This window comes from Litorilinea aerophila, from assembly GCF_006569185.2.
In the GTDB taxonomy this organism is placed as follows: Bacteria; Chloroflexota; Anaerolineae; order Caldilineales; family Caldilineaceae; genus Litorilinea; species Litorilinea aerophila.
Window position 1 is genome coordinate 37,725 of record NZ_VIGC02000006.1, and the last position, 13,637, is coordinate 51,361.

The following is a 13,637-nucleotide window of genomic DNA, read 5'->3' on the forward strand; positions in this document are numbered from 1 at the left end:
AAGGCGCATGGGCTTCACGCACTCCTTGAAAATACCTGCCACGACGGCGCTGTCTCAGACAGCGGCCGACCTATTGACCCAGATACCAGGTGTGAGGATTGCGCTCTGGCCAGACAATGTTGGACCACTGGCGGAACTGGTAGTTGCACACGTTCTTGCTGATGGCGTGGCGACGGTCCTGTTGGAAGAGGGTCAGATGCAACATTTCTTCATTGGTGATTTCGCTGATCCGATACCAGAGTTGCTTGCGCGCCTCCGCATTGGGCTCCACCATGGCCTCCTGGACCAGACGATCGACTTCTTCGTTGCAATAGGCAGAGACATTGAGCCCATTGGGCGGGACGTTGGCGCAGGAGTAACGGGCATACTCGAAGGGAACCGAGATGCCGCAGCAGCCGTAGGCCAGGTCGTAATCTGGTTCCTCGTAAACCCGGGCTGCCCAACTGGGCGCATCCATGTGGGCGACGTTGACTTTGATGCCGGCCTCTGCCCAGAACTGTTGCATGGCTGCCACCACATTGCGGTCCAGTTCGGTCTGATAGTAGGTGATGAATTCAAGCTCCCGATTGGGATCCCAGCCTGCTTCGGCCAGCAACGCCTTGGCCTTTTCCACGTCGTAGGGGTAGTCGTTGATGTTCGGGCTGATCCAGTTGTGGTTGGGATCCACGTTGTCGTAATCGTAGGGGAGGGCCTGGCCGGGTCCGTAGACGCCCTGGGTAATGGCTTCCCGGTCGATGGCATACATCAAGGCCTGCAGGACACGCTTGTCCGGGAAATTGCGATGGTTCGGCCAGATGCTCATGGCGCCTGGCAGGGGGGCACCGACCACGGTCAACGCGTCATTGGCTTCTACCCGCTCCCGATCCAGCCCGTTGACCATGTTTCCGACCTGGATCTCGCCACTTTCCAGCCCGGGCATCCAGGAGGCAACAGAAGTGAGGCCGATGCGGAAGATGAGCTGATCCAGGTAGGGCCGGCCCTTGTAGTAGTCGTCGAACGCTTCCAGGATGTAATACTGATCGGGCACAAATTCACCCATTTTGAAGGGGCCGGAGCCTACCACCTGTTCCCGGGCATAGGGAGATGTGGTCATCTCCGCAAAGGGGATCCCCTCCCAAATGTGTTTGGGGTAGAGGTTCATCCCGCCCATACCGTAGAAGAAGTCGGCCCGGGGCGCAGACAGGGTGATCTGAACGGTGTAATCGTCCAACACCTGTACGCCTGTGATCTCATCAGCCTCACCCTGGACGAAAGCTTCGTAACCGGCGATGGCATCCAGGGGTAAGACCGTGCGGATGGTGACGCCGGAATCGGGGTGGGAGACCATCTCGATGGTCCATTTGACATCCTCTGCGGTGAGCTGTTCACCGTCGTGCCAGAGCACATCGTCCCTCAAGTGGTAGACATAAGTGAGGCCATCTTCAGAGATTTCCCAACTGCTGGCCACATCCGGCTCAAAGGTCTCCGCGTCTTCAATGCTCAGGTCGACAAGCTGGCTGAAGATGAACGATTCGTTGGTGCTCCCGCGGGCCAGCCAGTTGCGCCCCACCATGGCGTCGTCTGCAATGGCCAGGGTGATGGATCCGCCCGCCTGGGGCTCGCTCTCACACAGGTTGATCCAGGGGCGGTCCGTCGAGGCGCTCATCTCGGTTGTGGCAGCGGCTTCTTGGGTTGGCTGCGGCGCATCCGCTGGGGGGGGAGCCCCGCTGCCTGTCTCTGCGGGTTGGGCACAGGCAGCCACCAGCCAGAGGGCCAGGGCCAGGAGCATGAGAGGGAAATAGCGCAATCTGCCGTTCATATGTTCGTCCTTTCGAGTGGCGGAATGAGTTGAGGAAATGACGGCTATCTTCTTGGCTTCCACACTTTGTCGTTGGGGCGATGTCGTTGGGGCGATACGGGAATCTATCGCCCTGGCACAGTCGGAACTTGCCGCCCTGTCGCCGGCGTAGCAGGGCGCCCTGTCAAATGGTCTGACCAAATATCCAGATGAAAACACCCCCAGGGACAGGGTGCTGCTGTGTCTGACTATCGGAGTGCTATCCGCAGGGCCAGACCCCAGGGGATAAGAACCACAACGGGCAATGAAAACGGGCAACTAGAACGGACGGCAATCCCGTTCGATCACGGTGGTAGATCTTCCTGGAGCTGAAGGGGATTTGTTATTGCTTCAAACAAACTGTGCTGCTAAAACTCTACTACACCCTTCCGCCCCTGTCAAACTCCTTTTGGAGGGAGGGGGGATAGTTCCCATTTGTCGGCGCAAAATGTAATGTAGGGACAGGGCTTGCCCTGTCCCATGTCCGCGCCTGTGACGGGCGCTGCTTGCTGCGCCCCTACAGCGGCGTCCAATGAGCCAGCTCCGACGATTGTCATATCCTTGAGGAGGCTCCTTTTTAAGGCGGGATTTAAGGAGGGAGATGGATCAGCATCGTCGGGGACCAGGCCGGCATGCGGGGCAGCTCCACTGTGCCCTCGGCGCTCGTGCTCCCTACGGCCCGGCCTTGGCCTCGCCCAGTGCCAGGGGGACGTCGAAACGGCGGGACAGCTCCTGCAGATCGGCCACCACGTTGGCGGGCAGGGGAATGCCCTTTCGACGCCGTTCCTGTTCGGTCTCGTGCTCGATCTCCCCGGCCACGTAGATCCGCTCCTGGCCCGGCTCTTTAGGTGCGGCGTGGAGGGCCCGGATCATGGCATCCATGCTGCGTTTGAATTCCTCCAGCGGGCGGAAGAGATCCACCCGGATGGCGCCGAAGAAGTGGGCGTCGTGGGTTTGCGCGTAGCCCTCAAAGCAGCGGTCGTCCTCGTCGTGGCCGTCGCACCATTCCCCAGACAATCCCGCGCAGAGCACTTCCACCACCATGGCCAGGCCGTAGCCCTTGTGGCCACCCATCTCCCGGCTGCCGCCCAGGGGATAGAGGCGGCGCACCACGGCCGGATCGGTGGCCGGCTGGCCCTGGTCGTCCATGCCCCAGCCCAGGGGAAGGATTCGGCCCAGCTCCTGGTACATCTTGACCCGGTTGTAGGGCGTGATGGAGGTGGCCATGTCCAGCAGGAAGGGCGGTTCCTCCGCGGTGGGGAAGGCGATGCTGATGGGGTTGGTGGAGAACATGGGCACCGCGGCAAAGGTGGGCACCACCCCGATCTCCGCCCCCCGGGCCGCGAAGCGGCCGGTCAGGCCGATGCCGATCAGGTCCTGCTGCAGGGCCATCCAGGGGTAGTAGCCCGCGGCGCCAAAGTGGTGGGAGTGGCGCATGGCCACCAGTCCGATGCCCGATTGCCTGGCCTTTTCCATGGCCAGGCGCATGCCCCAGCAGGCGTTGGCCAGCCCCAGCCCGCCGCCCCCGTCCACCCGGGCCGTCAGCGGGGTCTCGTACTCGACGGTGCAGCGGGCGCGTGCATCGATGCGCCCCTGGTCGATGAGATTGATGTACAGGGGCTTCAGGTTGCGCACCCCGTGGGTATCCACCCCCCGCAGGTTCGCCCACACCAGGACATCGGCCGCGTCCGAGGCCGGGCCTGGGGCGAGCCCCGCCCGCTCGAAGACGGCAGCCACGAAGGCCCGCAACGCATCGGCTTGGATGATGGCGTTCCCTTCCATGGTCAATCCCACTCCCCGGAAAGCAACACAGAATCCAGGTACAAAAAGGCCCGCTTGGCCCGGTCCGTCTCCACCCAGAAGACCAGGTTGAGCATACACCAGAGGTTGGCCATGGCCGGCAGGCGCATGGGTTCCAGCGGGCTCACGTCGAAGGTGCGGTCGTTGCAGCGGATGCCCTGGAAGGACATGCTGGTCAGGTCAAAGTCCACCCGCAGGTAGTGCCAGTTGTGCTTGGTTGCGATCTCGTTGTAGCAGAGGAGCTGCTCCCCGTCTGGGATGTCCTCCCAGCCTTCGGGCGCCAGGTGGAAATGGGAGCGGGTCTTGCCGCTGCCGCCGATGTCGGCCATGGGCTCCCGCCGCCGCTTGAACTGCCAGCGGGCCACCGCCTGGCCGTCCAGCGCGTTGAGGTAGCGCAGGTGGGGCATCACCCGCTCCCGGGGGGCCGGGTGCCGGTCACCGTGCTGCAGGTCGAAGAGGACGCCGAAGGACCGCACGTCCGTCTCCGACAGCCGCAGCTCGGACGCTTCTGGCTTGAAGGTGAAGTAGGTCTCCAGCCGGATGGGCCCCAGCTGGCGGAAGGTCAGGCGCTTGATGGCTACAGCCAGAGCGCCCGGCCTGGGGAGGGTGGCCAGCTTGAGCGCGTAGGTGCCGTTGAAGGAGCCGTCGGTGCCCGAATCCCAGACCGTAAGGTTGCTGAGCATGGGGTCCCGCAGCTCCCGGTAGGGCGGCAACATGGCGTCCAGGCTCTCCTCGTAGTTGCCGATGAGGCCGGTCCAGCCCTGGAGGCCATGGTCGAAGTCGTCGTAGACGATGATGCGGGAGAGGGGGTCGAAGCGGCTCAGGTGGGGGTCGGCGCGCAGGAGCGCCTGCCGTGTATTGCTGTTCACGGGCTTTCTCCTGGTGTGTAGGTGATGCGGTAGATCATGCCGGCGGTGTCATCCGAAACCAGCAGGGAACCGTCGGGCAGGACCAGCAGGTCCACCGGACGTCCATGGACGTCACTGCCGTCCAGCCAGCCTTCGGCGAAGACTTCATAGCTGGTGGCCCGGCCGGCTTCGTCCAGGCGCACCAGGGTGATGCGGTAGCCGATGGGCACGCTGCGGTTCCAGGAGCCATGTTCTGCGATGAAGATCTGGTTGTGGTATTCCGGCGGGAACATGGCGCCGGTGTAGAAGCGCATGCCCAGCGCGGCCACGTGGGGGCCCAGGGCCATGGCCGGCGGCGTGAACTCGTCGCAGCTGCGTCCGCCGCCGAACTCCGGATCCAGGATGGTGCCGCCGTGGCAGTAGGGGAAGCCGAAGTGCAGGCCCGGCTCCGGCGCGTGGTTGAGTTCGTCCGGTGGGGCGTCGTCGCCCAGGTAGTCCCGGCCGTTGTCGGTGAACCAGAGCTCGCCGGTCTGGGGGTGCCAGTCGAAGCCGACGCTGTTGCGCACGCCCCGGGCGAAGACCTCCAGCCCGCTGCCGTCCGGGTTGATGCGGGTGATGGAGGCGTAAGGGTCGTTGCGCTCGCAGACGTTGCAGGGCGCGCCCACCGGGACGTATAGCTTGCCGTCCGGCCCGAAGCGGATGAACTTCCAGCCGTGCCACTGGTCGCTGGGGTAGCCATCGTAGACCACCACCGGCTGGGGTGGGTCGTTCAGGTTGTCCTCGATGTTGTCGAAGCGGAGGATGCGGTTGACCTCGGCCACGTAGAGCGCGCCATCCCGGAAGGCCACGCCGTTGGGCATGTTGAGCCCCTGGGCGATGGGGATCACCTCGTCCGCCTGGTAGTCCTGGTCGTGGTCCAGGACGGCGTAGACCCGGCCGGCCTCCCGGGTGCCCACAAAGAGGGTACCGTTGGGGCTCAGGGCCAGGGAGCGGGCGTTGGGAACCGGGACGCCGGGGCCACCCGCGTAGATGCGGATCTGGAAGCCCGGCGGCAATTGGATGGGATAGTCCAGGGGAAGGCCGGCGGGTGGCGCGCCTGCGGCTGTCGGCTCGGCCGTCTCCTGGGCTGTCTCCTGGGCCATCTCCTGGCCGGCGCCCGTTTCGGCTTCCGCGGGGGTCACCGTGGGCAGTTGGACCGGTGGCGGTTCCGGCGTGGCGGTGGGTGTGGGGGCCTGGGGCGCGGTGGCGGTCGGCTCAGGGGACGGCGTCGGCGTGGTGGCGGAGGGGCCGGTGCCACACCCGGCCAGCAGGGCGCTGGCCAGCACGGCCATCAGTACGGCCCGGCGTACATGGCGGGAGTTATTTCGGCACAGCATATCTGGATTTCCTTTCGTGGCGGGGGGCCACCCTACTCTTTCAACACCAGGTAGACCATCACCTTCAGGCGGGCGCCATCGGGCAGGGTGCCCACGGCCCGCAGCCAGCCACCGAAGTGGCGGACCCGGCAGAAGGTGAGCTCCTCTTCCTGGCTGGGCAGGGGAAGTTGAGTGCCCTCGTCGCACCAGTGGATGCCATCCGGCGAGATCTGGACGCGGGCCGTGGCATCGGCCAGCGGGCCGGACGCGGCCAGGGCGCGCACGAAGTAGAGGGCCTCCGTGGCCCAGGCCGCCTCGTAGGGCTCCAGGGCAAACTCGCCCTGCCATTCCTCATTCCGTGCAACGACAGCAGTGTGGCTCTGGCGCATGATCTCCTCGTTGATTGGGTCTACAGATTATCACATCGTCGGTCCGCTCTCCTGGCCGGACGGGGATACCTGCACGCCTGTCACGCAGGGATGCGTGACCTACGGATCGGATGTCCCGTCGTCGGTCTGCTCTCCTGGCCGGACGGGGGGGCCCAGGAGTCTTTACCCCTTCCGGTAGTAGTCCCGCAGGAGCTGATCCATCACCCAGTTGGTGCGTGCCGCGCTGACGCCGGTGCTGGGGCATTTCCCCTGGCCGTTGAGCTCATCCACGATGGTCTGGATCAGGGGCTGCTGGACGTGGCGCGGGGTCTCGATGTCAAACTCGCTGGTCCCTTTTTCCGTGGTCAGCCGCACCGGCTCGGTCCCAAAGGAGGAAAAGGTGAGCTTGCCCTTCGACCCCACGATCTCCGTCTGGTCCACTGCGGTGTAGCTGGCAAAGTTCCACACGCCCACCCCGTGGACACCCGACTGGAAGACAAAGCTGCCGGTGACCACGTCCTCGGCGGGATAGTGGCCGGCCTGGTTGGCGGCATGGCCACAGGCCTGGGTGACGGGCCCCAGAAAGTAGTCCAGGTAGTCCAGGATGTGGGAGCCCAGGTCCACGAAGAGGCCGCCGCCGGCGATGGCCGGGTCCACCCGCCAGGGCATCTCCGCGCCCTGGGCGCCTGGATTGCGAAATTGGAGGCCGACCGGGCGGGTCAGGGTGACGGTGACGAAGCGGGGTTCGCCGATGGCGCCCTCTTCCAGGAGGGTCTTGATTTTGAGGAAGCGGGGCAACATCCGGCGGTAGTAGGCCACCCAGAGGGGCACGCCTGCTTCCTCACATGCCTGGATCATCTCCTGGCATTCCTGGTAGTTCATGGCCATGGGCTTTTCCACGTAGACGGGTTTGCCCGCGGCCGCCGCCATCAGGGTGTACTGCTTGTGGGCATAGGGTGGCGTGGCGATGTAGACCGCGTCCACGTCGGGGTCGCGGATCAGGGCTTCGGCGTCGTCGTACCACTTGGGCACGTTGTGCCGCTGCGCGTAGTCCCTGGCCAGATCCCCGTTGCGGCGCATCACGGCGACCAGGGCGGAGTTTCTGGCCTTCTGGAAGCCAGGCCCGCTCTTCACCTCGGTGACATCGCCGCAGCCGATGATGCCCCAGCGGATGGTCTTCATGGTAGGATCTCCTGTCTGTCTCTGGCGTGGTGTGTGATACCCATTGGTTCGTAGGTCTGGCCTCCTGGCCGGACAGGGGTCTTGCACCGCTGTCACGCAAGGATGCGTGACCTACGCACCATGTATCACGCACCACGTCCCTACTCGTTCCGGGGCAGCCAGACGGCCATCTCCCCCAGCTCCCGGTGGGCCCAGGCGTAGTAGGGGATGGCGGTCAGCGTCCGGTCGCCGAGCTGGCCAGCCAGCACGGTGATGCCGCCCAGCAGGTCGGGCCGGCGCTGCGGTTGCAGCGATACCCCGTCGGGCAGCACCAGGTCGTGGACCCGGCCGCCATGGTCCACTGCCTCCACGCAGTAGACCAGCGGCCCCCGTTCCAGGGCCACCCGACCCCGGTTGTGGACCACCTGGGGATGGCTGGCCACCCGGCGCACCGCCATGGGCAGGTGGAGCGCCACCACGTCGCCCGGCTGCCAGGTGCGCCGCAGCACCGCAAACCCCTTTTCCATGGTGAGGGCTTGCGGCTGGCCGTTGACTGCCAGCTCCACCTGCCCCTCAGGCCGATCCAGGTAGCGGTAGAGGTCGCCGGGCACCGGCCGGTTTCGCGCCCAGCCGGGGATGCGGATGTGCAGGGCAAAGGGAGCCGGACGCTCCGGCCGTACTCTCAGGCGTATCTGCCCATCCCAGGGGTAACGGGTCTCCTGCTCGACCATCACCTGGACGTCGCCGCCCGCTCCTGGAAGGGCCACAGTGGCTCGTCCGGCCACGAAGAGGTTGACGTAGAGCCGATCTTCCGCCTGCGCGTAGACATAGCCGGGCAGGGACGGCAGGAAGCGCACCACGTTGGAGGGGCAACAGGAGCAGTCAAACCAGGGTTGTCGGCCGATGCTGTGGCGGTTGAAGGGAAAGCTGCCGTCGAAGGCCAGGGGATTCACGTAGAAGAAGTGATCCCCGCCCAGGGAGACGCCGGCCAGGAAGCCGTTGTAGAGGGTCCGCTCCAGCACGTCCACATAGCGGGCGTCTCCATGGAGCAGGAACATGCGCTGGTTCCAGAAAATGTTGGCGATGGCTGCGCAGGTCTCGGCGTAGGCCGTGTCGTTGGGCAGTTCGTAGTCCTCGCCGAAGGCTTCCCCCTTGTGGCGGGCGCCGATGCCGCCCGTCAGGTAGAGCTTGCGGTTGACCACATTCTCCCAGATGGCGTCCAGGGCCTGGATGTACGCCTGGTTGTCCGTCAACGTGGCCACGTCGGCCATGCCACAGTACATGTAGCCGGCCCGCACCGCATGGCCGACCGCGGTGCGCTGCTGGGTGACGGGCAGATGATCCTGCATGTAGCCTGGGTCGTCGTGGAGCATGTACAGCTCCCGGCCGTGGGCGTGACCCCGCTCGTCCAGGAAGAACTGGGCCAGGCGCAGGTAGCGCGGATCACCCGTCACCTGGTAGAGCTTGACCAGCCCAATCTCGATCTCCTGGTGGCCTGGCACATCCCGCCGTTTGTCCGGCCCGAAGACCCGGTCGATGAGATCGGCGTTCTTCAGGGCCACGTCCAGCAGGGTGCGCTTTCCGGTGGCCCGGAAATGGGCCACTGCGGCCTCGTAGAGGTGGCCCACATTGTAGAGCTCGTGGTTGACCCGCAGGTTGGACCAGCGGGTCAGCCCCTCCCGGTCCGGGCGCAGCCGATCCAGCCGGCCGGTCCGTTCGGCGATGGTGCGAACGGTGTACAGGTAGCCGTCGGGCTCCTGGGCGGCGGCGAAGAGCTGGATCAGGTCGTCCAGATAGCGGTCCAGGGCCGGATCCGGGTGCAGGCTCAGGGAATAGGCCGCGCCCTCCACGATTTTAAAAACGTCGGAATCGTTGTAATAGATTCCTTCGTGGTCACCTTCCAGGAGGCCGGCGGCTTTGGCGAAGTTGGCGATGCGGCCGGTCTCTTCGCACTTCTGGAAGTCGTACGGGATGGTGACCGTGCGGTTGGTCTCCAGCCGGGGACGCCAGAAGTCATCCTCCAGGGTGACGGCCGTAAAGGGCACCGGCTGCAACTGGTAGCGGACAGGGGTGTGGGCGTTCATGGGGTCCCGGCTCTGTCATCCAGCGGTGGCGCCGCGCAGGGTCTCCAGGCTGCTGGCGGCGCCGGCCAGCAGGAAGCCGGCATCGCTGCCTGCGGTGATGAACTGGAAGCCCTGCCGGGCCCGCCGGACGGCATCCTCCACCGAGCGGCCGGCGATGCCGGGGATCTTGCCCGTGTTGCGGCAGGCCTGCACCACCTTTTCCAGGGCCCGGGCATGCTCCTCCCGCTGGTCCATCTGGCTGGGGGGGAAGCCCAGGGAGAGGGAGAGGTCGGACGGGCCCAGCCAGCAGCCGTCGATGCCGGGCGTGGCCATGATGGCCTCCGCGTTCTCCACGGCCTGGACCGTTTCGATCTGGACGGCCACGAAGAGCTGCTCGTCGATCCAGGTGGGGTAGTCGGCGCCGTAGGCCCGGGCCCGCCCCCAGCCCCAGGAGCGGTTGCCGATGGGGGGGAAGCGGCAGGCTTCGGCCGCGGCTTTGGCTTCCTCCGGCGTGTTGACCATGGGCACCACGATGCCCATGACCCCTTCATCCAGCAGGCGCCCGATCAGGGTGTAGTCGTTACGGGCGACCCGGGCCATGGGGATGGCCGGGCCGGCGGCCATGGCTGCCAGGGCTGCGATGGTGGCATCGTCACCCCAGGAGCCGTGCTGGCGGTCCAACAGCAGGAAGTCGATGCCAGTGTGGCTGAGCAGCTCCGCGTTGAGGGGTGAACCCAGGCCCAGGGAGAAGCCGAAGGCCGGCTTGCCCTGGCGCATGATCTCTTTGGCGGTATTTACTTTCATGGTGGATGGTTCTCCTGCCAGCGTGTGATGGGTGGCGAATGGTGGAGTAGGTGGTAGACGGTAGACGGTAGACGGTAGGTGGTAGTCGGTAGTCAGTAGTCAGTAGACGGTAGTCGGCCGTCTACTGTCTACCGACTACTGACTACCCCACAAAATAAACTTACGCCCGAATGCCCGTCAATGTCAATTCCTGGGAGCGGTGGCAGCTCACCCAGTGGCCCGGCTCCACTTCTTCCAGCCGGGGCGATTCCACCTTGCAGCGTTCCACCGCGTAGGGGCAGCGGGGGTGGAAGTAGCAGCCGGAGGGTGGGTTGGCGGGATCGGCCACTTCGCCCTGGAGGATCACCCGTTGGGCTCGCAGCCGGGGATCGGGCTTGGGCACGGCCGAGAGCAGGGCCTCGGTGTAGGGATGTTTCGGGCGTTCGAACAGGGCTTCTGTCCCGGCCACTTCCACGATCTTGCCCACGTACATGACGGCCACCCGGTCGCTCACATGTTTGACCACGCTCAGATCGTGGGCCACAAACAGGTAGGAGAGCCCCAGCTCCTCCTGCAGTTCCAGCAGCAGGTTCAGGATCTGGGCCTGCACCGACACGTCCAGGGCCGAGACGGGCTCGTCCGCCACGATGAGGGCTGGATTCAGGGCCAGGGCCCGGGCGATGCCGATGCGCTGGCGCTGGCCGCCGCTGAAGGCGTGGGGGTAGCGGTTCATGTACTCGGGCCGCAGGTGCACCATCTCCAGCAGCTCTTCCACCCGCTCCCGGCGCTGGGCCGCGCTGCGCACGCCGTTGACCAGGAGGGGCTCGCTGATGATGTCGAAGATGGTCATGCGGGGGTTGAGGGACGAAAAGGGATCCTGGAAGATCATCTGCATCTGCCGGCGCAGGGGCCGCAGCTCGCTCTTGGGCAGGGCGGCCACGTTGACCGCGTTGCCCTCTTCCGTGTGAAAGCGAATCTCGCCGGAGGTGGGTTTCAGGGCCCGCAGGATGCAGCGGGATGTGGTGGTCTTGCCGCAGCCGCTTTCGCCTACCAGAGAGAGGGTCTCCCCCCGGGCGATGTGAAAACTCACGTCATCCACGGCGCGGACATGGCCCACCACCCGGCGCAACAGGCCTTTGTGGATGGGAAAGTACTTGCACAGGTTGCGAACTTCCAGGATGGGTGCAGAGGGTGATGAACTGACAGTCATGGCAGCGGTTCCGGCTGGTGGTAGAGGAAGCAACTCACCTGCTGATCGGGCCCTGTGGGCTGCAACCGCGGCTCAAAGCGGTCGCATGTGCCGGGCATGAAGTCCGGGCAGCGGGGATGGAAGGGGCAGCCCAGGGGCCGGTCGTACGGGTGGGGGATGGAGCCGGCGATGGTGGCCAGCTTGGTGCGGGGCTTGGCCAGGATGCTGGGGATGGAGCGCAGCAGCGCCCGGGTGTACGGATGTTGGGGCGCGTGGAAAATTTGCTCCACCGGCCCCTGCTCGACCACCTGGCCCAGGTACATGACGGCCACCGTATCCGCCATCTCGGCGATGACTCCCATGTCGTGGGTGATGAGGATGATGGCCAGGCCCTTCTCTTCCTGGAGCTGGCGCAGCAGGTCCAGGATCTGGGCCTGGGTGGTCACATCCAGCGCCGTGGTGGGCTCGTCTGCGATGAGGATGCGGGGATCGCTGGAGAGGGCCATGGCGATCATGACCCGCTGCCGCAGGCCGCCGCTGAGCTGGAAGGAGTATTCGTCAATGCGCCGTTCCGGCCGGGGAATGCCCACCTGGCGCAACAGCTCGATGGCCTTCTCTCGGGCGGCCTTTTTGCTCAGGGGCTGGTGAAGGCGGATGGCCTCGATGATCTGGTTGCCCACGGTGTGAAAGGCGCTGAAGGAGGTCATGGGCTCCTGGAAGATGAGCGCGATCTCGCCCCCGCGGATGGAACGCATCTCCCGGCTGTCCTCGTCCAGGGTGGTCAGGTCGATGGTCTGGCCATGGCCGTTGTTGGCCTGCCGGCGCAGCCAGATGTGGCCGTGGACAATGCGGCCCGGTGGCTCCACGATACGCAGGATGGAGCGGGCGGTGACGCTTTTGCCACAGCCGCTCTCCCCCACGATGCCCAGGGTCTGGCCGGGGTAGAGGTCAAAGCTGGCCCCTTCCACCGCCCGGACGGTTCCTTCATCTTGAAAGAAATAGGTGTGCAGGTTTTCGACAGACAGAATGGGAAGGCCGGATTCACTCATCGGGTCTCACAGTGGCGTGGTTCAGGATTCATGACAGACGGATGGCAAGGGGCGTATCCAGGCGGGCACGACTATCCGTAGGGGTCCGCCGCGTCCCGCAGCCCGTCTCCCAGGAAGTTGAAGGCCAGCACGGAGACGATCACCGGGATGGCCGGGTAAAGCAGCCAGGGGGAGATGGCCACGGCCTGGACGTTCTGGGCCTGCTGCAGGAGGACGCCCCAACTGATGGCCGGCGGGCGCAGCCCCAGCCCCAGGAAGCTCAGGGAGGTCTCCGCGATGATCATGGCCGGCAGGGCCAGGGTGGTGGCGGCGATGATGTGGCTGAGGAAGGAGGGCACCATGTGCCGGAAGATGATGCGCAACTGGCCTGCGCCGGCCAGCTCGGCCGCGGTGACAAAATCCTCGGTGCGCAGGGAGAGGAACCGCCCCCGCACCACCCGGGCCAGGGTGGTCCAGCCGATGATACCCAGGATCAGGGTGATGATGAAGTAGACCCGGGTGATGGGCCACTCCGACGGCACGGCCGCGGCCAGGGCCATCCAGAGGGGGATGGTGGGGATGGAGCGCACGATTTCGATCAGCCGCTGGATGGCGTTGTCCACCGCGCCGCCGTAGAGGCCGGAGAGGCCGCCCAGCAGGATGCCCAGGAAGAGGCTCAGGGCCACACCTGCCAGGCCGATGACCATGGACAGGCGGGTGGCAATCATGAGCCGGGAGAAGAGATCCCGCCCCTGCAGATCGGTGCCCAGCAGGAAGATGCTCTCCTCCGCAGTGGCCCCTTCCACGCCGATCAGGTGGCGGTTGGTGGGAATGAAGCCGAACAGCTTGTACTCGTACCCTTCGGCGAAGAGTTTCAGGTACACCTTGCGGTTGGGGTCCGGCTGGTAGACCCGTTTGAAGGTCACCGGATCCCGCTTGCCGGTGAGGCCGAAGACGTGGGGGCGGAAGCGTCCGTCGTCGAACCAGTGGATGGGCTGGGGCGGCAGCAGGGAGCGCTGGGCTTCCGACTTGTGGGGGTCGGCATAGGCCAGAAAGTCGGCGAAGATGACCACCAGGTAGAAGAGGATCAGGACCACGGCTGCCACCATGGCCAGCTTGTGTTTGCGAAAGCGCCACCACATGAGCTGCCACTGGGTGGCCACGTAGATCCGTTGGGCCGCGTCCACTTCCTGCTGGCGCGGGGCAGGCGCCATGGCCGCGCCGGG

General features: G+C 65.4%; 11 protein-coding genes. All 11 read right to left on the reverse strand.

Going from position 1 to position 13,637, the window contains the following annotated elements; all coding sequences use genetic code 11:
* Positions 1-70: 70 nt before the first annotated feature.
* A complete protein-coding gene (locus tag FKZ61_RS05630; protein ID WP_141609104.1) occupies positions 71-1,798 on the reverse strand; it encodes an ABC transporter substrate-binding protein in 1,728 nt (575 codons plus the stop codon).
* Between the two features lie 690 nt (positions 1,799-2,488).
* The gene (locus FKZ61_RS05635; protein WP_229964158.1) at positions 2,489-3,598 is read right to left on the reverse strand and encodes an Ldh family oxidoreductase; all 1,110 of its coding nucleotides are present in this window, start codon (positions 3,596-3,598) and stop codon (positions 2,489-2,491) included.
* A gap of 2 nt (positions 3,599-3,600) precedes the next feature.
* Positions 3,601-4,485 (reverse strand): DUF6772 family protein, encoded by an 885-nt coding sequence (locus FKZ61_RS05640; protein WP_141609106.1) that lies wholly within the window; start codon positions 4,483-4,485, stop codon positions 3,601-3,603.
* The gene (locus tag FKZ61_RS05645; RefSeq protein WP_141609240.1) at positions 4,482-5,606 is read right to left on the reverse strand and encodes a PQQ-dependent sugar dehydrogenase; all 1,125 of its coding nucleotides are present in this window, start codon (positions 5,604-5,606) and stop codon (positions 4,482-4,484) included. The genes FKZ61_RS05640 and FKZ61_RS05645 overlap by 4 nt, the downstream gene beginning before the upstream one ends.
* A gap of 266 nt (positions 5,607-5,872) precedes the next feature.
* Entirely contained in the window at positions 5,873-6,208 is a 336-nt protein-coding gene (locus FKZ61_RS05650) for a hypothetical protein (protein WP_141609107.1), read from the reverse strand.
* A 162-nt stretch (positions 6,209-6,370) separates the two neighbouring features.
* Positions 6,371-7,369 carry a Gfo/Idh/MocA family protein gene (locus tag FKZ61_RS05655; RefSeq protein WP_141609108.1) on the reverse strand — a complete coding sequence of 333 codons (999 nt, stop codon included), beginning with the start codon at positions 7,367-7,369 and terminating at the stop codon, positions 6,371-6,373.
* A 140-nt stretch (positions 7,370-7,509) separates the two neighbouring features.
* A complete protein-coding gene (locus FKZ61_RS05660) occupies positions 7,510-9,432 on the reverse strand; it encodes a glycoside hydrolase family 127 protein (RefSeq protein WP_141609109.1) in 1,923 nt (640 codons plus the stop codon).
* 15 nt (positions 9,433-9,447) lie between these two features.
* The gene (locus tag FKZ61_RS05665) at positions 9,448-10,215 is read right to left on the reverse strand and encodes an HpcH/HpaI aldolase family protein (protein ID WP_141609110.1); all 768 of its coding nucleotides are present in this window, start codon (positions 10,213-10,215) and stop codon (positions 9,448-9,450) included.
* Between the two features lie 160 nt (positions 10,216-10,375).
* Entirely contained in the window at positions 10,376-11,404 is a 1,029-nt protein-coding gene (locus FKZ61_RS05670) for an ABC transporter ATP-binding protein (RefSeq protein WP_141609111.1), read from the reverse strand.
* Positions 11,401-12,432, reverse strand: coding sequence for an ABC transporter ATP-binding protein (locus FKZ61_RS05675; protein ID WP_141609112.1), 1,032 nt, complete (start codon positions 12,430-12,432; stop codon positions 11,401-11,403). The genes FKZ61_RS05670 and FKZ61_RS05675 overlap by 4 nt, the downstream gene beginning before the upstream one ends.
* Before the next feature lie 71 nt (positions 12,433-12,503).
* Positions 12,504-13,625 carry an ABC transporter permease gene (locus tag FKZ61_RS05680; RefSeq protein ID WP_407659863.1) on the reverse strand — a complete coding sequence of 374 codons (1,122 nt, stop codon included), beginning with the start codon at positions 13,623-13,625 and terminating at the stop codon, positions 12,504-12,506.
* Positions 13,626-13,637 lie beyond the last annotated feature (12 nt).

Bases quoted from the DNA above. Each gene is read 5' to 3' on its own strand.
- FKZ61_RS05660 (WP_141609109.1), bottom strand. From the start codon at position 9,432: ATGAACGCCCACACCCCTGTCCGCTACCAGTTGCAGCCGGTGCCCTTT.
- FKZ61_RS05635 (WP_229964158.1), bottom strand. From the start codon at position 3,598: ATGGAAGGGAACGCCATCATCCAAGCCGATGCGTTGCGGGCCTTCGTG.
- FKZ61_RS05680 (WP_407659863.1), bottom strand. From the start codon at position 13,625: ATGGCGCCTGCCCCGCGCCAGCAGGAAGTGGACGCGGCCCAACGGATC.
- FKZ61_RS05630 (WP_141609104.1), bottom strand. From the start codon at position 1,798: ATGAACGGCAGATTGCGCTATTTCCCTCTCATGCTCCTGGCCCTGGCC.
- FKZ61_RS05675 (WP_141609112.1), bottom strand. From the start codon at position 12,432: ATGAGTGAATCCGGCCTTCCCATTCTGTCTGTCGAAAACCTGCACACC.
- FKZ61_RS05665 (WP_141609110.1), bottom strand. From the start codon at position 10,215: ATGAAAGTAAATACCGCCAAAGAGATCATGCGCCAGGGCAAGCCGGCC.
- FKZ61_RS05650 (WP_141609107.1), bottom strand. From the start codon at position 6,208: ATGCGCCAGAGCCACACTGCTGTCGTTGCACGGAATGAGGAATGGCAG.
- FKZ61_RS05645 (WP_141609240.1), bottom strand. From the start codon at position 5,606: ATGGCCCAGGAGACAGCCCAGGAGACGGCCGAGCCGACAGCCGCAGGC.
- FKZ61_RS05655 (WP_141609108.1), bottom strand. From the start codon at position 7,369: ATGAAGACCATCCGCTGGGGCATCATCGGCTGCGGCGATGTCACCGAG.
- FKZ61_RS05670 (WP_141609111.1), bottom strand. From the start codon at position 11,404: ATGACTGTCAGTTCATCACCCTCTGCACCCATCCTGGAAGTTCGCAAC.